The organism is Cognatundibacterium aquatile (assembly GCF_014699135.1).
Lineage (GTDB): Bacteria > Pseudomonadota > Gammaproteobacteria > Burkholderiales > Burkholderiaceae_D > Undibacterium > Undibacterium aquatile.
Map to the genome: position 1 here is coordinate 753,580 of NZ_JACOFT010000002.1, position 17,761 is coordinate 771,340.

Annotated in this window: 26 protein-coding genes and 5 tRNA genes; 15 read left to right on the forward strand and 16 right to left on the reverse strand. The window is 48.6% G+C overall.

Annotated elements, in window-relative coordinates; translation table 11 throughout:
- Positions 1 to 233 precede the first annotated feature (233 nt).
- Positions 234 to 2,402 carry a DUF5906 domain-containing protein gene (locus H8K26_RS07805; protein ID WP_190478570.1) on the reverse strand — a complete coding sequence of 723 codons (2,169 nt, stop codon included), beginning with the start codon at positions 2,400 to 2,402 and terminating at the stop codon, positions 234 to 236.
- 66 nt (positions 2,403 to 2,468) lie between these two features.
- On the opposite strand from H8K26_RS07805, the gene H8K26_RS07810 reads away from it, so the two are divergent.
- Complete coding sequence (locus H8K26_RS07810; protein WP_190478571.1) at positions 2,469 to 3,107, forward strand: hypothetical protein; 639 nt, start codon at positions 2,469 to 2,471, stop codon at positions 3,105 to 3,107.
- Here the strand turns inward: H8K26_RS07810 and H8K26_RS07815 are convergent.
- Positions 3,041 to 3,478 carry a hypothetical protein gene (locus H8K26_RS07815; protein ID WP_190478573.1) on the reverse strand — a complete coding sequence of 146 codons (438 nt, stop codon included), beginning with the start codon at positions 3,476 to 3,478 and terminating at the stop codon, positions 3,041 to 3,043. The genes H8K26_RS07810 and H8K26_RS07815 overlap by 67 nt on opposite strands.
- The gene (locus tag H8K26_RS07820; protein ID WP_190478576.1) at positions 3,471 to 3,956 is read right to left on the reverse strand and encodes a YmfL family putative regulatory protein; all 486 of its coding nucleotides are present in this window, start codon (positions 3,954 to 3,956) and stop codon (positions 3,471 to 3,473) included. The genes H8K26_RS07815 and H8K26_RS07820 overlap by 8 nt, the downstream gene beginning before the upstream one ends.
- A gap of 84 nt (positions 3,957 to 4,040) precedes the next feature.
- On the opposite strand from H8K26_RS07820, the gene H8K26_RS07825 reads away from it, so the two are divergent.
- Positions 4,041 to 4,406, forward strand: a complete 366-nt coding sequence (locus H8K26_RS07825) for a hypothetical protein (RefSeq protein WP_190478578.1) — start codon at positions 4,041 to 4,043, stop codon at positions 4,404 to 4,406.
- 134 nt (positions 4,407 to 4,540) lie between these two features.
- On the opposite strand, the gene H8K26_RS07830 is transcribed toward H8K26_RS07825, so the two are convergent.
- Complete coding sequence (locus H8K26_RS07830; RefSeq protein WP_190478581.1) at positions 4,541 to 4,696, reverse strand: hypothetical protein; 156 nt, start codon at positions 4,694 to 4,696, stop codon at positions 4,541 to 4,543.
- Positions 4,683 to 4,943: a transcriptional regulator gene (locus H8K26_RS07835; protein WP_190478582.1), complete on the reverse strand. Its 261-nt coding sequence runs from the start codon at positions 4,941 to 4,943 to the stop codon at positions 4,683 to 4,685. The genes H8K26_RS07830 and H8K26_RS07835 overlap by 14 nt, the downstream gene beginning before the upstream one ends.
- Before the next feature lie 96 nt (positions 4,944 to 5,039).
- Here H8K26_RS07835 and H8K26_RS07840 point away from each other — a divergent pair, with 96 nt between their 5' ends.
- From H8K26_RS07840 to H8K26_RS07850, 3 genes are all read left to right on the forward strand, one after another.
- A complete protein-coding gene (locus H8K26_RS07840; RefSeq protein WP_190478584.1) occupies positions 5,040 to 5,483 on the forward strand; it encodes a helix-turn-helix domain-containing protein in 444 nt (147 codons plus the stop codon).
- Between the two features lie 81 nt (positions 5,484 to 5,564).
- Positions 5,565 to 5,969: a helix-turn-helix domain-containing protein gene (locus H8K26_RS07845; protein ID WP_190478587.1), complete on the forward strand. Its 405-nt coding sequence runs from the start codon at positions 5,565 to 5,567 to the stop codon at positions 5,967 to 5,969.
- Between the two features lie 338 nt (positions 5,970 to 6,307).
- On the forward strand, positions 6,308 to 7,201 hold the full coding sequence (locus H8K26_RS07850) for a LysR family transcriptional regulator (protein ID WP_190478589.1): 894 nt from the start codon (positions 6,308 to 6,310) through the stop codon (positions 7,199 to 7,201).
- 62 nt (positions 7,202 to 7,263) lie between these two features.
- Here the strand turns inward: H8K26_RS07850 and H8K26_RS07855 are convergent, their stop codons facing one another.
- Positions 7,264 to 7,758 (reverse strand): TM2 domain-containing protein, encoded by a 495-nt coding sequence (locus H8K26_RS07855; RefSeq protein WP_190478591.1) that lies wholly within the window; start codon positions 7,756 to 7,758, stop codon positions 7,264 to 7,266.
- A gap of 402 nt (positions 7,759 to 8,160) precedes the next feature.
- Between H8K26_RS07855 and H8K26_RS07860 the strand changes: the two genes are divergently transcribed.
- A complete protein-coding gene (locus H8K26_RS07860) occupies positions 8,161 to 8,355 on the forward strand; it encodes a hypothetical protein (protein WP_190478593.1) in 195 nt (64 codons plus the stop codon).
- 120 nt (positions 8,356 to 8,475) lie between these two features.
- On the opposite strand, the gene H8K26_RS07865 is transcribed toward H8K26_RS07860, so the two are convergent.
- Positions 8,476 to 8,733 carry a hypothetical protein gene (locus H8K26_RS07865; RefSeq protein WP_190478595.1) on the reverse strand — a complete coding sequence of 86 codons (258 nt, stop codon included), beginning with the start codon at positions 8,731 to 8,733 and terminating at the stop codon, positions 8,476 to 8,478.
- Positions 8,734 to 8,774: 41 nt separating this feature from the next.
- Between H8K26_RS07865 and H8K26_RS07870 the strand changes: the two genes are divergently transcribed.
- Genes H8K26_RS07870 through H8K26_RS07910 form a run of 9 tightly spaced genes read left to right on the forward strand, consistent with a single transcriptional unit; the run spans position 8,775 to position 12,968 of the window.
- The gene (locus tag H8K26_RS07870) at positions 8,775 to 8,924 is read left to right on the forward strand and encodes a hypothetical protein (protein ID WP_190478597.1); all 150 of its coding nucleotides are present in this window, start codon (positions 8,775 to 8,777) and stop codon (positions 8,922 to 8,924) included.
- Positions 8,917 to 9,171: a hypothetical protein gene (locus H8K26_RS07875; RefSeq protein WP_190478599.1), complete on the forward strand. Its 255-nt coding sequence runs from the start codon at positions 8,917 to 8,919 to the stop codon at positions 9,169 to 9,171. Before H8K26_RS07870 ends, H8K26_RS07875 begins: the two co-directional genes overlap by 8 nt.
- Positions 9,164 to 9,352, forward strand: a complete 189-nt coding sequence (locus tag H8K26_RS07880) for a hypothetical protein (protein WP_190478601.1) — start codon at positions 9,164 to 9,166, stop codon at positions 9,350 to 9,352. Before H8K26_RS07875 ends, H8K26_RS07880 begins: the two co-directional genes overlap by 8 nt.
- A complete protein-coding gene (locus H8K26_RS07885; RefSeq protein ID WP_190478602.1) occupies positions 9,345 to 9,536 on the forward strand; it encodes a hypothetical protein in 192 nt (63 codons plus the stop codon). Before H8K26_RS07880 ends, H8K26_RS07885 begins: the two co-directional genes overlap by 8 nt.
- 10 nt (positions 9,537 to 9,546) lie before the next feature.
- Positions 9,547 to 9,804: a hypothetical protein gene (locus H8K26_RS07890; RefSeq protein ID WP_390366358.1), complete on the forward strand. Its 258-nt coding sequence runs from the start codon at positions 9,547 to 9,549 to the stop codon at positions 9,802 to 9,804.
- Positions 9,804 to 10,112: a hypothetical protein gene (locus H8K26_RS07895; RefSeq protein WP_190478604.1), complete on the forward strand. Its 309-nt coding sequence runs from the start codon at positions 9,804 to 9,806 to the stop codon at positions 10,110 to 10,112. Before H8K26_RS07890 ends, H8K26_RS07895 begins: the two co-directional genes overlap by 1 nt.
- Before the next feature lie 2 nt (positions 10,113 to 10,114).
- A complete protein-coding gene (locus tag H8K26_RS07900) occupies positions 10,115 to 11,929 on the forward strand; it encodes a ParB/RepB/Spo0J family partition protein (RefSeq protein WP_190478607.1) in 1,815 nt (604 codons plus the stop codon).
- A complete protein-coding gene (locus tag H8K26_RS07905; protein ID WP_190478609.1) occupies positions 11,926 to 12,699 on the forward strand; it encodes a 3'-5' exonuclease in 774 nt (257 codons plus the stop codon). The genes H8K26_RS07900 and H8K26_RS07905 overlap by 4 nt, the downstream gene beginning before the upstream one ends.
- A complete protein-coding gene (locus tag H8K26_RS07910) occupies positions 12,696 to 12,968 on the forward strand; it encodes a hypothetical protein (protein ID WP_190478611.1) in 273 nt (90 codons plus the stop codon). Before H8K26_RS07905 ends, H8K26_RS07910 begins: the two co-directional genes overlap by 4 nt.
- On the opposite strand, the gene H8K26_RS07915 is transcribed toward H8K26_RS07910, so the two are convergent.
- From H8K26_RS07915 to acpS, 9 genes are all read right to left on the reverse strand, one after another.
- A complete protein-coding gene (locus tag H8K26_RS07915) occupies positions 12,965 to 13,987 on the reverse strand; it encodes a tyrosine-type recombinase/integrase (RefSeq protein ID WP_190478613.1) in 1,023 nt (340 codons plus the stop codon). The two genes, H8K26_RS07910 and H8K26_RS07915, sit on opposite strands and share 4 nt — an antisense overlap.
- Before the next feature lie 200 nt (positions 13,988 to 14,187).
- Positions 14,188 to 14,280 (reverse strand) — tRNA-Leu (locus tag H8K26_RS07920).
- A gap of 70 nt (positions 14,281 to 14,350) precedes the next feature.
- A tRNA-Cys gene (locus tag H8K26_RS07925) sits at positions 14,351 to 14,424 on the reverse strand.
- Between the two features lie 83 nt (positions 14,425 to 14,507).
- Positions 14,508 to 14,583, reverse strand: a tRNA-Gly gene (locus H8K26_RS07930).
- 35 nt (positions 14,584 to 14,618) lie between these two features.
- Positions 14,619 to 14,694: transfer RNA gene (locus H8K26_RS07935), tRNA-Gly, on the reverse strand.
- Positions 14,695 to 14,727: 33 nt separating this feature from the next.
- Positions 14,728 to 14,803: transfer RNA gene (locus H8K26_RS07940), tRNA-Gly, on the reverse strand.
- Positions 14,804 to 14,853: 50 nt separating this feature from the next.
- Positions 14,854 to 15,441 (reverse strand): CDP-diacylglycerol--glycerol-3-phosphate 3-phosphatidyltransferase, encoded by a 588-nt coding sequence (pgsA, locus tag H8K26_RS07945; protein WP_186883657.1) that lies wholly within the window; start codon positions 15,439 to 15,441, stop codon positions 14,854 to 14,856.
- Positions 15,442 to 15,479: 38 nt separating this feature from the next.
- Positions 15,480 to 17,354 carry an excinuclease ABC subunit UvrC gene (uvrC, locus tag H8K26_RS07950; protein ID WP_190478614.1) on the reverse strand — a complete coding sequence of 625 codons (1,875 nt, stop codon included), beginning with the start codon at positions 17,352 to 17,354 and terminating at the stop codon, positions 15,480 to 15,482.
- Positions 17,354 to 17,761 carry a holo-ACP synthase gene (acpS, locus tag H8K26_RS07955; RefSeq protein WP_190478616.1) on the reverse strand — a complete coding sequence of 136 codons (408 nt, stop codon included), beginning with the start codon at positions 17,759 to 17,761 and terminating at the stop codon, positions 17,354 to 17,356. Before acpS ends, uvrC begins: the two co-directional genes overlap by 1 nt.

The window sequence follows — 17,761 nt, forward strand, 5'->3', positions numbered from 1 at the left end:
AAACCCGCATGAATATTGATGTTTAACAGGGTTAACATGGTTAACATGGTTAATACACACACACGAGAGAGAATCTATTTTTTTATGACTGTATGAAGTGAGGCTGTTTTTTACGCGCACATGCGCGAGTGACACTGTTAACCCTGTTAAACCTGTTAAACCCTCATGAACACTGGCTTGCGACGTAACAGCATCAAATAGGGATGGTGAAAACCCTGTAATCAATAGTGTGATCATTTCGATTCATCCTTGATATTTGCCGCCAGCATGAACGTATTGCACTGCTGAGACAGCGTTTCTCCGGTATCGCACTCAACGTGAAACACAGTACGCAACCGTTTCTTCTGTACGCCGAGCGTCACCCATTGCCGATCTCGTTTGATCTGGCTATTAATCAGCTCAGAGAACTTTTTCATCGAAAGCGGTCGGTAATGAAACTTCGAGCAATACACCTCATACGCCTCGTAAAGATGCTCTGCGATACACGAACAATAGGGAAACGCCAAAGCGCCCAGCTTCCATTCGAGATAAAACACCTCCCAATCTGGCCGACCAAACTCAATCATTCGTTCTTTGGATTGCGTCATGATCGGCTTCGTGTGCGGCGTAAAATCACCGAGCGGATACCGTAGTAAGAAGTCATAAAACGCCTCAACAATTTCAGGCACAACTTCCCCATGTTTCTGATTTTTTGTTAGCGCAGCAACCAATTCAGGGGCCGGATGATTCAACGCCTCCGCGACCAAAAATCGCCTATCATCAGGCTCGATAGGAACGGCCTGAAACTCATTCGACAGCATCACTACATTCAAATGATTTTCTTCAAAGCGATCATCTTTAAATTTTTGAGTGATCGGTACGTCGCGCCCCGTGATCAGATGCTTCACAAGGCCGAACGAGCTGTACTTATCTTGTCGAGATAAAATCTCTTCAAACAGCACATACAGCTTTTGAGAGCGCCACGCAGAGTAGGCTGCGTCTAATTGATTTTGTCCGCCAGTCGCGCCATGCTTTCCGTAGATCGGCTTGATCACACCCTCGAAAAACAGACTCTTACCCGTTCCCTGCTTACTGCCAAAGAACAGCAATGCCGTCTGCATTTTTGCGCCCGGATTCTGTAATGGATAAGCCAACCAGCGCAGCACCCACACAAAAACATCAGCCCCGTTAGGCTCTGACGAACACAAACTTTCCAGCAGGCGCAGCACCAGTTCGGCCTTCGCATCATCATGTCGTGGCTTAATCAAAAAGCCCTCAAACATATTGATATGCGTGTCCGGATCAACTCTCTGCGTCGGATCAAAGACCAGCTTATCGTGGTCTTTTTCCTGTCTCAGCGGATGTTGCAGCCAGCGCGTCGCCAACTCACCACGCGCCAGTGCCATCGCATCAAAATTGATGACAAGCTTCTTCTCAGCATCCCAGACGGTCTTCGTCCCATACAACAAGGTATAGCGATCCAGCATCTTCGCCATACCATCGTCCCCCGCCCCCTCTGCTGCTTTTGCTACGCCGCGAATAATCTTAGGCAGATTGCGCGGGCTAATTGAACGCCGCTCAGCATGAGACTCCCACTGCTTCGCAGCCTCTTTACCAACCATCGCGACAAATGCTGCTCTCTTGATCCGCAGCTTATTGACCGAATCCCATATATCCGTTGACCCTTGAATCAACGCACAATGCGAAAGCGCCCATGCCATCGGCACCAAACCAACAATTTCCGCAGCACCTTCAGGAGGGGGCGGGGGAGGAAGCGAATCCACTTGTGGGGCATCAGCAACCCATACAGGGATATCATCACCGTCAGAATCTTGTTTTGGCTGCTGCGCAGCAGGGGAAAATGGCGGCAACACCCCAGCAGAGGGCGCGGGAGGCGCAACTACCATCAGCTCAGCGCTGGCAGCAGCATTGATTTGTGACGCTACCGCGTCAAGGGATTCAAGCACATGCAGGTCATTAAAGTCCGTCCACTTTTCGCCATTTCGGGCGCTAAAAGTTGGATGAATGACTGACGCATTCCCGACCGCAGCAGCAGCCTCATGTGATCGATACAGCCCTGCGTTTTTGAATGACTCTGTTCGTTGCAAGCGGCCTTTGCGCACATCTGATTCAATGTAATCAATTCCCTGCGCGTCCTTACGCCACCAAGCGGTCACGTCGACTTTTTCGCCATCCGCAGCTTCATACGATCTGGTCACGCCATCGATCACCGGCTCCGGCAGAGAGAGATTGAATTGCTCGCGCAAGCGCTCGATGAAACGAGACAACAACAGGTAATCATCGTCTGCGAGAAAGCGAATATGCGCGTTCGGATAAGCGGCACGGATATGCTTAGCAACGGGCATCAAATTACCCGCATCGATGGCGCAAACGACAAATGAGCCGGGTGCTGCAAGCAGCACAGACGCGCATGTCGCATAGCCCTCGCCGATATAGATCAGCTCAGCATCTGCAGGAATATCACCCAGGTGATAAGCAGCGCCGACCTTGTTAATACCGTCGTTAAAACGCTTTTTACCCTTGCTATCGATCTTCTGCAGACCGCGCAGTTCATCACAACAGCCACCTTCAGAACGCAATGGCATCAGCAAATTTCCATCGCTATCTACACGCAGGCCATACGACAACACTTGCTTTTTAACCAAATAGGCATGCGGATGAGCTTCATTATGCGAAAGCGCAGCAACCCACTGCTGACGCGCACGGTTTGCGGCCAGCCGGTGTTTTTCTTCGTCTTTTTCCCGCTCGATACGCGCCTGTTCGTTCTGACGTTGAATCAGCGCCGCCCGATCTGCATCAGACATGCGCTCTGCTTCACCCTTGAATTTAATCGCGCCATTGTCGTCGCCGCGATACGTGCCGAATGCACCGCTGACAATAACTTTGCCCGATGGCAGCTCAATTTTCCGAGCGATATACCAGCTCTTCTTTCCCTTACCAAACCGCTGGATCTTGCCATTCAATATCGGATGACCTTCTGGGAGATTGTTATATCCCTCATCGATCATCTGATTTCTGCAAATGTCTTCTGGAGAAATCATCAGCCGATTACCTCACCGCTTGGCAGCTTGCGCGTATTCCCCATCAGCGACGGGATCTGCAAATGATCGTCCGCTCCTGGACGAATCGGCCGCGTATGCCGCAGCCGGTTCACGTCCAGTGCTGCAGTAGAAACGACAGAGCGCGCAGGCACGATCTGGCCCACATATTTTTGAGAGCGCGGCAGCAGATCGGCAACATGCTTGCCCGCATATTCTTTACCCGCCGATGTTGCCTTCAGAAAGTCATCGCCGACAGTCACATACGCCAGATCAAGCAATGCCTGAATCACGTACTGGCGAAACGCAAACACACTCTGATGCTCAGGCTTCAATAGCTGCACGATTTCAGAATACCGCGCTGTGCCACCCATACGCACTGCGTAGCAAATAGCTATGTGAGCCGGTGAGCCAGCACGGGGAACGGATGGATTAGCCATGTTGCTGCCCCTTACGCTCACGCACTGATGCAGCTGTTTCCTCGCAATACACGCGAAACGTCAATGCACGCAATTCATCCATTATTCTGTGCATACGATCGACAATGGCGTTCAGGTTCTCACGCTCGCGTTTATCGATTTTTCCGTCTTTTATTGCCGCCTGAAACTGCACTGACAATGCACCTAACTCGGCATACAGCTCATGAAATTTCAATGAGATATCCTCATCGTAAATATCACCAAGATCCGGTAGATGCATAAACCTACCGCTCGATGCCGAGGCAACTGATTCAGCAAACAGTTTTGTTCCAGAAAACTCTTGCATCAACAATGCGGTTTCAGCACCCAGCTCTTGTCCTCTTCTCTCGTAAATACGATTTTCAAGCTGATCGCGTGACATACCAAGTGCACCACACATGGCGTCCCAGCCACCGGGAAATGCCCGGATCATAGAAATATATGCCTGTCGAAGATTCACAACTTTTCCCCTTTTCTTGTGATTTTTTTATAAACACAGAGCGTCTGACGTAAAATTTCCCATGTACAAAAAGCGGAGAAATTCATGTCAGCGCAAAAACAATTTGAGCAACTACTGAAAAGCAGCCATTTTTTTAACGATGTCATCGATACCCATCGGCGCGGAACGGCGAACGTCATCAGCGCGGTAGTGCAAGCCATCATCGAAATGGAGCCGTCAGCAAAAGAACCGATCCTGCGAAAACTCAAAGAAGCCGAGTGGCTGACTGGCGGCCACAGCGTAGATACCGAAGCCCGGCGCATTACCAAATTCATCATCGACGACATTCAGGCTCCCCGATTTCACCCAAAACCAACCCAGCAAGCGAAGCAGTTGCCCGCTGCTGAGCAGCCAGCAAAACCGCATCGCGGCGCAAACGGGCAAGGTAGCGATGATGTGCAAAAGGACTAGAACTCAGATCGGAAAGCCGAAGCAAAGGACAACGCCGCCACGGCAAACAAGGACGATGAAGTCGAAGCAAATTAGCCAGAGAGCGGCCAGCTTTCCGAGTGATGCGAGGATTAGATTTCGTCATTACCGCGACCTCATACCCGACTAATGCCAACGGCACGAAACAACGACAACAAATGCTGAACGCCAGGTGTTTTAAACAAACGATTCATTTCAGAGACCCACACCATGTCATCGAAAGCGCCATCGACAAAAATTGGATCAGTAGAGTTGGACTCATGCAGGCTCATGCGAGTCTTCATTTTTTGTGGATCGGATGTATTCCCAATCGATATTCGGATTCAACTGCTCGCACTTAACAGCACGCTCAGTCAGCTTTTCAATTTTTGGACAATGCTCAGCAGGAACTGGAGTGCCAGAATTCTTCCAATGGGAAACAGCCCCCTTTGTGACGCCGAGGTGTGCGCCAAGAATTCGCATCGAACCAACCATCTGGATCGCTTTTGTAATTGCGTCTGTAATTACATCTGTTGTCATAATTGGCCTTACTTAGTGACGATTCCGGCAAGTATAGATTTTATATACTTCAAAGTAAAGCTTTTCTATCCCAATTATGTATAGCAGACCTATACCATGTTGATTATGGAAATGAACATCAATACCGTCATTGCAAAGTGGGTTCGCTCAGCTCGTGAACATGCCGAGCTATCGGGGGAGCAACTCGGGGTCAAACTCGCGCTAGAGCTTGGAACGGAACGCGGAAATACAAAGGCGAATATCTCGCACTGGGAAAAAGAACGACACCAACCAAGCATGCTGCAAATGCTGGCAATCGCGAAGATCACAGGATTAAAGCTGCCGGAAGAATTTGCAGAATACTTAGATACCCCAAACAAAAATGCGCAGGAAATACCAGGTAGCAGATCAGCAGAAATTTATGCCTTGAGCTGGAATAGTGCTGATGAATTAGAAATGCTATCGCAATATCGAATGCTGACCGACGAAGCACGGTCACTCATACGCGATGCCATCAACGATGCTCCTAAAGAGAAAAGCCGAATGCGCGCCATCAGTTGAATTATTCGCGAATGGATAGAATATCTATTCGCAATCGGGCAACTTTTGGAATCGAAAATTTAATGCGCTTATAGTCTGCGCATGAATTTTTCAACGAGACTAGACGAAGCCATGCACAAGGCTGGCTTCAAATCACAAAGCGCACTTGCGCGTGCATCTGGCGTTTCACAGACGACGATTAACCGCATCCTTAAATCTACAGGAAACAGTGGGCCGGAAACCGAGACGATACGTAAACTTGCTGATGCGTGCGGCGTAAGTTTCTCATGGCTTCACGATGGTATTGTTAGCAAAGATCTAGCACGCGGCAAGGATATGACTGACTACTCACTGGTCTACCTAACAAGCACTGAATTGAAAATTATCACTCACTACCGCGAGGCCACCTTGGCCGGACAAAGTCTGTTAGAAACGATGGCAGAAGACCTGCCAAAAAAATCACCTCCTCTTCCTATTGACGACGCACCCGTTAACGACCAGTCTTAACGCTGGGCGCTCCTCGACGCAACGATACTTTTCAGCCTGTCGGATAATCGTATTAAATAGCCCATCTTGGATGTCATCTGGAAGCAAATCAAATGCCTCAATAAATTGCTCTTTTTTTTCTTCAGTCAACACAGCGCTTCCTTTTTTATTAATTGCCGACCATAAAACATATTGTCATAATGTATTCATTAAGTAGAACTATATCTAACTTTTTGTCACACTTTGTTAAGTTTTACTAACGTCTACGTAAGCAATGCTTACGCCTTGCAGTTTTTCCATTTCAATCAGTCACGATCACCGCCAGACTTGCATTCAGGAACCTTTACCCCTGGAATCTCGTGTTGCAACTCGACTCAAAAGAAATAGAAACAATCATCGCCCTATCTCGCGAACTTAGTCTAACCGCCGCCGGTCAGCGGTTAGGTATAAGCAGATCAGCCGTATCGCAACGCTTAGATAAAATTGAGCATAAGATCGGCTACACAATTGCGACACGAAAAGGACATCTCATCTTAACTAATGAAGGAAGAGAGATTGCCGCGCACTGCATAACCATGCAACACGCCTTAACAAGTCTACATGCCAAATTAGAGCAGCTAAGGGAACCCCGGCTCGACATCATGGCTGATGAGGTTTTACTAAAACGTGACCTAACACTTGTTTCCCAACAAATGTTAATAAATAATCCGTCGCTTAAAATCAGGCTACGCCGCGGGACTTTCTCAGAAATTATTCGAAACGTAATGGACGGAACAATCGACGCTGGGCTTATCGCAGGTGATCCGCATGTACCAGGCCTCCGTTTAGTTCCATATCGAATCGAGAGAGTTTGTCTAATGATGTCATGCTCACACCCTCTGACAAACAGAAGAGAGCTACCATTCAGCGATGCAATTCGTTGGCCAATGATTCATTCCGAGACGCTTGAGCACATCATCCCTATCATTGACGACATAGCAAATAAAATGGGAGTTAAACTCTCACAACCATTAATCTGCCCCAGTTTCGACGTGCAGACGTATTACGTCGCAAAAACTGATATCGGCATTGCACCTACGTTAGAAAGCGCAGCACAAGTTTACCAAGCCAATCACTCAATACATATCGCTCATCTGAGCGATGAGTGGGCTAGAAATCAGCTGTACATCTGCGAGAGAGAGATTGGCGGCAATAGTGCCGTAGCTACGGAATTAATTCAATTGATGGTTGCTCGTCACACTCCCATCAGATAGACCTGACTACTCAAATAAAAATAGCCGCAATTGCGGCTATTTTTATGACGTAAATGGAGTAACTACTGAGGGATTAAAGAGCAACGACAGTATTGGCAAACTTTTGCCTCCTTAGGAATTAAAGCACGACAATCGGGACACTTAACATGAGTATCTGGCGTTACTCCTGCTGGAGATAAATCAACCTTTCCTACGTGATCAAGTTTACCACTTGCAAGGCGAGAGGCAAATTCATCATCCGTCATTGAGAAATAGCGAATAGCCTCAATGAATGCTAAGAGAGCCGGGATAAAAGTCCAACAAAAAAACAAATAAGCTATTCCTTGCATGGGTTTATCCAGATAAAACTTATGCATACCAATCCCACCGAGAAACAATGCAAGGACTCCAGCTGTCGTTCGAGACTTCATCCCCGGAGAATTAATAGATATACCGAATGTCGCTGGCGGTACTGGAGACTGCCTACACCCACACTTAGGGCAAATTTCTGCCTTTAACTTAATAATTTCGCCGCAGTCAGCGCAAAATTTTTCATCCAGTTTCTTTTCTCTAATCATGGAAATTCTCTTTAGCAAATATCGGGATACTTATTTAATAGTCATTATATCTTTTTGATTAAATTATCAAAAATTAATATGCAGCAGCAGCCATATAACCACCAACTCATAAGAGGAAGTAAACATTTTCTAAATTTTGTATAGATTTACTTTACTTTTACAGTCTAGTAAATCTATACTTCGCTCATCACTAACCCGATGGAGCGAAAAATGGACATGAAAAAGCTGAAAAGGTTGTTCTTTGCAGTTCACACAGTAACGAAAGAACACACGCAGACAAAACGATCATACGCAGCATGGCTAGTCGCACGTATTTTAGTCATCCTCATGATTGTAAAAGATCACCGCCTTAGCAACATCTTGCGCGGAATGCTTTCTCGTTCTCACTAACTGGGAGCGATTATGCAAACGACAAGCAACACCGCTGCAGCAAAAATCTCACCCGCGACACTGCAAAAACAGATCCTCGCAATGAGAGCGACATTCAGCCTCATGGCACAGGCCATTCACCTGGTCGATGACGATATCGAGCAAACAGGCACAGTCAGCGTACAGACCATTGAATTTCTGCGCTCAGTCAAACAGGTGCTGGCATGAAGACATTTTCAACGCCAACACAAAAAAATAATACGGAGCCCGCTAAAGATGAACTCCGTATTACGCCTGCTGACACCACGCAGGAATTCGTCTTTCTATCTGACGAAATACAGCGATTGCCTATTGCGGCAGATCGGCTCGCGCAACTACAACGACGACATATTCCACCACCGGAAAACCCACATTGTGGATCTGAACCACGCGCACAGGGATTGGCTGGCGAGTTACCGGGTCCAGTAAAAAAGGACGGGTAATCACATCGTTTTCAAAAGGCAATGTATGCGAAGGGTCTTGTTTTCCATCGACATACAAGATTTGCCCTGTTTGCGAAGGATGTATCGCCCATCGCGCTAAAAGTAGAGGTCTCTCATTGCTCATTGCAGCTCCTTATAAAAATTCTATTTTGACATGGAAGTAATATGAAAAAATTTTCGATTACCGTCCGCACACCATCCGGCATGTTTCATTACTCAGCGATTGCCGCCTCATCCATCGATGCCCACGCCGCCGCCATCGATCAATTCGGCGCAGTGTCTGTCACTGTGAAGCCAGAGGTGCAACATGGCTAACCGCACCTGGACGTATGCAGAAATCACGACAACGACCACCAGCCGCATTCTTGCGTTGATGCTTAAGAGTGACGCCCTGAAAGCAAAAGGCAATACCTGTGCAGCGGAAATTTATAGAAACTTCGCAATCGGGCAACTACAGGGTTGGTATTGGATCACTGGCGAGTGGAAAGATAACCGTGACCACGAAGAAATGGCCGCAATTATCGGCGTGAAATTGCATGGTCGTGAGGTGCGACATGGCTAAATTCAACTTCCTCGCACATCGCGGCCAGCCGACCGACATCAAGGTCAAACAGCCTGTAAAACGCGCACCGGCGCGTGATCCGTTCGCTGGCTTATATGGGCCAGACTACATCGCCGCCAACAGCCTGCAAGTACCCGCAGAAAAAGTGCAGACGTCTGCACAAGGTGACGACCATGCATAAGCCCGACGTTACCCGCGCAGATCTTGAGCTTGTGTACGCCAAGCTACGCATCAAAAACCAATCCCTCGACGACATGCTGAAAAATCCGGCGCTGAAAAAAACGCTGGAAAACTCTGCTCGTTTGCAGAAAAAGCGTGACGCGATTTTTGACCCATTGGCTGTACGCAGCCGCAACGAAGACTAAGGAGATTCACGTGCAAACAAATCAGAAAACACCGCTGCATCAAGCCCCAGCAAACGCAATGCTTGACAGCCTGATCGCCACAATGCAGCTCAAAAACGATGCCGCACTCGCCCGCCGTTTAGAAGTTGCGCCGCCAGTTATCAGCAAGCTGCGTCACGGCGCACTGCCCGTCGGTGCATCCATCCTCATTTCAGCCCACGAAGAAAGCGGCATCAGTATCGCTGATCTGAAAGCACTGGCAGGGATATCGAAAAAAGAGGTGGCGTAATGAAACTTACTATTGGAAGCACTGCACTTATCACCTGCGATAACTGGTTTTATGCACCAAATGGAAGACTGTACCGCGGCGTTTTTGGAACGGTTAAATCTATCTCAAATGCAGAGCAAGCACTCGGAATTAAAGTTAACTCACGTAGCGCAGACTGGTTTGTTGAGATAGGAAACATGATCATCGCCGGATGCCAGATCCATTATGCGATTCGCACCGATGAGGCCAACACGCACCGCATTCTTGAATTGAAGGACAACGTTTCGTCAGAGCGTCCATCTGAAATCTACAACGCTGATGAGGAATAATCATGGTCGCTAAGAAAAAATCCGCAGTCGCAGCCGCCGATCCCGTCATCGTTGTCGATGAGCTGGTGATCGATCAAGGCACGTTCGCCGTTATCCCGCTCGATCAAATCCGCATTTCAAAAACGAACCGCAAGCACTTCAATGCGTTGAAGATGACTGAGCTGGCGGCCAGCATCAAAGAAATCGGTGTGGCACAGCCTATTTTGATTCGGCCAGTCACGCCGACCGCAGAAGAGCCGCAGATCTATGAAGTCGTCGCCGGTGAACGTCGTTTCCGTGGGTCGCAAATGGCAGGCAGAACAACGATACCAGCCATGATTCGAATACTGACAGATCTGCAAGCCGCGAAGATTCAGATTTTCGAGAACCTGCACCGCGAAGACCCGCACGAACTCGAAGAGGCACTCGGCTATCAGGCGTTGATGCTCAGTCACGGCTACAGCGCAGATCAGCTGGTCACAGAGCTGAAAAAGTCCCGCAGCTACATCTATTCACGCCTGAAACTCTGTTCTCTGGCCGCGCCATTGCATGATCCATTTTTAGACGGGAAGATCGATGCATCAACCGCCCTGCTGCTGGCCAGAATCCCTGTGCCAGATCTGCAAGTGCAAGCGTACAAAGAAATAGTCAAGCCATCGTTTAAAAACGAACCGCTGACAGTACGCGAAGCACAAACGCATATCCGCAACCGCTACATGCTCGATCTGACAGACGCGATATTCGACATCAAAAGCGCGACACTGACAGATGCACCGGCCTGCGGAAAATGCCCAAAACGCACCGGCAACCAGCCAGAGGTATTCCCCGACATCAACCCCGATCTATGCACAGACCCTGACTGCTTCGCCAACAAAATCGGCGCGTCAGTAGAAAACCAAGTGCGCCAGTATGAGCGTAAAAATATACCGGTTTTCCGTGGCGAGGAATTTGCAGAGTCGCTGCAAGCGGCTCGTAACGGCAACGGTGAATACGTTATCGATGCGACATGGATTACGGCCTTTGCTCGCCATCATAAGACGTCTACATCGAAACAAGCTATCGGCATGGTCTTATCACAAGATCAGCTTGGCGAACCTGTCGCCTATGCCTTGTATAGCAGCAACAAGTTCACTCCGTTTTACGATAAGCATCACGTTCAGGCAGAGCTGGAAAAAGCCGGATATTGCGACAACCTGATGCAGGCGTTTGATAAGACAGCAGCCAGCCATGCCGATGTCTATGCGCCAGAACAACAGGCGACTACACCAGCAGCAGATGTTGTCATCGGCGGCGCAACGCTTTCAGCCAAACCAAACGACGCCTACATCGAGAAATGCCAGCGCGAAGATGCCGCCAAAGCTGAGTCGGTAAAGGAAGAACAATTCCGCGTCGCGCTCTACAAACGCATCCGCCTGACTGGTTTTAACTATCTCAACGTCGAATCTCTGCGCGAGATTGTAAAAAACCTTCTGACTTTCTTTGTTATTCCGGATGATGTCCTTGTCGACCTGTATCCATTCGGCAGTAGCAGTAATGAGGCTATCTGCACATACATCGATCAGTCCGACAAAGATACTGTACTGAACATCATGCTCGATCTACTCCTGGGCGGCGCATTACGCGTTCACTACCACCTGTCCTATACAAGAGAAGACTCTCGCATCTTATCCGGCATCGCCAAAGCCGAAGGCATCGACATCGATCAGTTCCGCGCAGATCTGGAAAAGCCGGTCGACGCCACACCCGTCAAACGCCCTACCCTGAGCCTGAAAAAGAAACCGTCACCGTCTGCGGCATGGCCATTCCCAACACAAAAAGAAAGCGCTGGTGCAGCATGAACACAATAGATAAAAAAAATGACCGCATTATGGTCGATCTTGAAACGCTTGGAAAACGTGCCGGTTGCGCGATTCTATCGATAGGTGCCGTTACATTCTCAGCCGAAACCGGCATTGTTGGCACGCCATTTTATATGGTAGTCAATGCAAGCTCTTGCGCACTGTATGGCCTGCACAGCGACCCTGAAACAGTTGCTTGGTGGGATGCGCAAAGCGATGAGGCAAAACGGGTTCTGCGCTACGCAGAAGATTATGAAACAAGCGCCTCGATCAAATTTGCTCTCGCGCAATTTAATGAATACGTTTCACAGTTCGACAACCCGGAAATATGGGGTAACGGATCTGACTTTGACAATGCCATCCTCATCGCAGCAATGGCGCAATGCGGCATCGAGCCAGCATGGAAATTCTGGAATAACCGCTGCTTCAGAACCCTGAAAAACATGTATCCAGAAATAAAAATGGATAGGCATGGAACACACCACAACGCACTGGACGATGCAACCACGCAGGCCAAACACGCAATCGCAATATTAAAACAAGCCGGATCGGTAGCAGGGTTCAAAGAAGCGATATCGACGTGGAAAGATGCAACACCAGGTAACGGCGAATCAAATATTGAAGCAATGATTCAGCGCATTAACTGGCTAGAAAACAACATCCAGCGCGTGGAAAAACTGTTGTCCGATGATGCATCTGCAATGAGTTTTCAAACGTTAGGTCAGTACCGTGCAGCGCTGATTAAAGCACTGAAAGGCGGTGCAGCATGAGTGAACATGACTTAATTGATCGGCTGGCCGCGGCGCTGGCCGAACGCACCAAACCTGCAATCCCTATTTCTATTGATCTGTGGGACATCTCAACCATTGCGCAGTTTTTGAAACGAAACGAAGCAGTGGTACGGGAGCGCATTGCCTGCAAACCTGATTTTCCACCGGCAATTAGACTGCCCACGGAAAAAGGCAAAAAAGGTCACCCACTTTACAAGGCGAAAGACGTGATTCAGTGGGCCGAGAAATATACGGAAAAACGTGCTTAATCGAGTCTGGCAGCCATATCAGCTGCCGACTCGTTGTAATACACCTGCAGCATCCTCAAATCCTTATGCCCCACCATACGCGCTAAGTCGAGAACATTCAGCTTCTTGGCCAGGCGCGTAATTGCTTCATGACGCGAATCATGAAACGTCAGATCCTCGATGCAGCATGCCGCACAAACTTTACGAAATAACGTGCTCAGGCTATCCGCAGTAAGCATGAATACAGGCGATTCCGGCTCTTCATCACTTTGCACCGGTAGATAACTGATCAACTCCAGCGCCCGCTTTGATAGCGGGACATCACGCTTACTTCCATTTTTTGTCATCGGAAGATGTGCTACGGCGCCGGAGATATGTGACGGGAGTAATCCGCATATCTCACCCTGACGCATGGCTGTCTCAATAGCAAACAGATAACAAACCGCCACGGCCTGCATTTTTTTCGAGATCGGCTCATCATTGAAATTGCAATACAAACAGATGCGCTCAATCTCATCTGCTGTTGGCCGCCTGTCCCGGTGTGCAGACTCCTTTGGCCGCCGGACATCTTTTGTCGGGCTTTCTACAATCCACTTCCATTCTTTCGCAGCAGTCGTCAGGACGTGTGACCATAAATTCAATATCCGATTGACGGTTGACCCGCTCACCGGTTTCACCTCTGGAGTGCCACGCATGCGCATATCGCGCCAGCGACCAATGACATCTGACGACATATCCGACAGCAACATATCCCCCAGCCGCTGACTATCCATCACGAAATCACACAGCGCAGATAGGCGCAACGCCTCCCACCGGTGGCCACGCTTATGCCTGGACACATCAATCTCATACCGGCGGCAGGCATCTTCAAACGTTCTGCCAGCGATAACGCCAGTTGCCACCTGGTTGCGTAGCTCAGTTTCACGCTGAGCCGCCCACGCAGCTGCCTGCGCCTTTGTTGCATGCGTTGCAGAGTCACGCTGCCCCTTAATGCTAATCTGTACCCGCCAGCCATTCGCCGTTTTTGTAAAAGATGCCACAGACAGCCCCCGATGAAAAAAAACATTCGGCGCATGATAATGCCGCGTGGGGAGTTTGTGGGGAAAATGTGGGGAGTTGAGAACAGAAAATTATGTTTTAAAGTGGGTATTTGCGGAATCACAAAAACATAAAAAAACCCCGCAAAGCCTTGCATTACTTAGCTTTGCGGGGTTTTATGTTTGTTTGTGTTCTAGTGAGTTGGTGCCCGAGGCCGGAATCGAACCGGCACGCCCGCTATTAACGAAGCGGCGGATTTTAAGTCCGATGTGTCTACCTATTTCACCACTCGGGCCCATCACTACAACATGCAGCCTAAGCTGCTTGCTCTGAAAAAAAAGCGCTTAACAGCGCTTTCTTAAAACTGGAGGCGGGGGTCGGGATCGAACCGGCGTCTACGGCTTTGCAGGCCGCTGCATAACCACTTTGCTACCCCGCCAAGGGTGCTGTTTCAATCATAAAAACTGAAACGCGGCAAAACAACTTTAAGAAAAAAGGGAAGCTTTGCTTCCCTTCAGAATCTGGAGCGGGAAAAGAGTCTCGAACTCTCGACCTCAACCTTGGCAAGGTTGCGCTCTACCAACTGAGCTATTCCCGCATTTGCACTACAAATACATCAGGTACTAAAAAAACTGGAGCGGGAAAAGAGTCTCGAACTCTCGACCTCAACCTTGGCAAGGTTGCGCTCTACCAACTGAGCTATTCCCGCATTCGTACTACTATTTTTTTCGCTGAAAAAACTTGGAGCGGGAAAAGAGTCTCGAACTCTCGACCTCAACCTTGGCAAGGTTGCGCTCTACCAACTGAGCTATTCCCGCATCAACGAAAGACCAGAATTATATAGTATCCATGAATTCTGTCAAGCGAGCTAACTGAGTTTTTCAGTTGACTCTTTAATCAGAGGCCATGCTTTTCGCAAATAATAAAACATAGACCATACCGTCAATACTGCGGCAATAAGCAACAACCAGGATCCGGTCAAACCGCTGTCAATATAATTAAATAAAACAAAATTCGGGCTCAGAAGCAGAGGTATCGCCATCATTTGTGCCGCCGTTTTAATTTTGCCAATCGAACTGACGGCAACCGACTTTGACGCACCGATCAGCGCCATCCATTCACGCAAGGCAGAGATGGTAATTTCACGACCAATAATAACGAATGCAACAACGGCGTTAACACGGTCAAATTCCACCAACACAAGCAATGCACCGGCAACCATTAACTTGTCAGCGACCGGGTCAAGGAAGGCGCCGAACGAAGATGTCTGATTCCAGCGGCGCGCGAGAAAACCATCAAACCAATCTGTCACCGCTGCGATAATAAAGACAAGGCTGGATGCGACACCTTTTTCAAAAGGACTCAACCATGTATCAGGCAAATAAAATACGCCGACCACCAACGGAATCAGAGCGACACGTAACCAGGTCAACAAAATAGGAAAATTAAATGGCATAAGTTTTTATTCAGATTATTTCCGGTAATTATATTGGGCTAACGCAATCGCTTGTAAATTTCTTCTGCCAACTGCCGGGATATACCTTCAACGCTCGCCAGCTCTTCAACGCTGGCATCACTGACTCCCTTCAAGCCACCAAAGCGCACCAATAATTTTTGTCTGCGCTTTGGCCCCACTCCCTCAATCTCTTCTAATTGCGATGCCTGTCTGGATTTATCGCGCTTTGCCCGCATACCCGTAATAGCAAAGCGATGCGCCTCATCACGAATCTGCGCAATCAGCATCAAAGCGGCGGACTCTTTTCCCAATTCTTTTTGTTCACGCCCATCAACAAATACCAAAGTTTCGAGGCCAACCTTACGCCCCTCGCCTTTGGCAACTCCCACAATCCTGCTGGTATCCAAGCCAAGTTCGACAAAAACCTGGCGCGCCATCTCCACCTGCCCCTTGCCGCCATCAATCAAAACAACATCTGGTAAGGTCCGCACGCTTTCGTCCTGATCACTGACAATTTTTTCATAACGACGGAACAATACCTGCCGCATAGCCGCGTAATCATCGCCTGGCGTAATGTCTTTGATGTTGTAGCGCCTGTATTCTCCACTTTGCATTGCATGGTGATGAAATACTACGCATGAAGCCTGAGTCGCCTCCCCCTGCGTATGGCTGATGTCAAAACACTCGATTCGCAACTGCTCCGGATTGTCGATATCCAGATCAAGAACCGCCGCCAGCGCCAGCGTCCGTGCTTGCTGCGAGCCTTGCTCAAACAGTAGTCTGGTTAATGCCAAAGCGGCACCCTTCACTGCCATTTCAAGCCAGATACGCCGCTGTTCCTGAGGTTGAAAAGATAAATGAATTTTGTGTCCACACTGTTCGGCAAGTGCCAGCATCAGATCTGGCTCATCCAACTCGACATTCATCACAATCGTTGAAGGAATGAACTGATCAACATAATGCTGTGCAAGAAAAGCAGCGACGATTTCCTGCTCAATCGAATCTTCTGCAGTCGATCTGACATCATCCACATGACTGGGGAAATAGGCCCTGTCGCCAAGATGCCGCCCGCCCCGCACCATCGCCAGGTTCACGCAAGCTCGCCCCCCCTCGACAATCACGGCCACAATATCAACATCCGCATTGCCAGTGGTTTCCATGCTTTGCTGATGCAATACCTTAGACAAGGCTGACATTTGATTACGGACGAATGCTGCTTGCTCGAATTTCAGTTCGGAGGAAAAAGCCAGCATTTTTTTCTCCAACGTCTGCATGACTTCTAATTGCCGTCCACGTAAAAAATCGGCAGCATTTTTAACATCCAATAGGTAATCGTCAGGCGTAATAAAGTCAACACAAGGAGCACTGCAACGCTGAATCTGATGCAATAGACAAGGCCTGGTACGATTCGCAAATACACTATCCTCGCAACTGCGCAACAAGAACACTTTCTGCAGGATTTGCATCGATTCCTTGACCGCCCACCCGGATGGAAAGGGACCAAAATACTGGTTTTTTTTATCGATAGCGCCGCGATAGTAGGTCATTCGCGGCGTCTTTTCTGAAGTAATTTTCAGGTAAGGATAAGACTTATCGTCCCGAAATAAAATATTGTAGCGAGGCCGCAAAGCTTTGATCAGGTTATTTTCCAGAATCAGGGCTTCTGCTTCACTGCGTGTCACCGTCGTTTCCAGCCTGACGATTTTTGCCACCATCATAGCGATGCGTGGACTCGACAGGGTCTTTTGAAAATAACTGTTGACGCGCTTCTTCAGATCACGCGCCTTACCGACATACAAAACCTGCCCCTGCTCATCAAAGTAACGATACACCCCGGGCAAATGAGGAAGCTTCGATACCGTTTCTAAAACAGACTGACGAACATCACTCGCCGGAGATTGATTTGTATCCATCAGATATCAGTACCGGATTTTTTTTCCACAATCACAAAGGCCAAAACGTGATCAGCTTCGTCGCTAAGGGAAATATGGGACGTCAGGCAACGTGACGCCATCCATTCATACAAGGTGCCAGTCAGCCTCACAACAGGCTTTCCGTCATCGTCGTTCAGCGTTTGCATGTTATGCAAGGTCATAGGTGCTGTTATACCCGTACCAATCGCCTTTGAAAATGCCTCCTTCGCGGCAAATCTGGTCGCCAGATAGCGCGTACCACGTAGCAAATTTTGCTCTCGTCGCTGAAAAAAAATACGCAACTCATCTTCCCCCAGAATTTTTCTGGCAAACCGCTCGCCACTTCTGACCAGCGCATGTTCAATACGGGCAAGTTGAACGATATCAGTGCCGATGCCATAAATCAT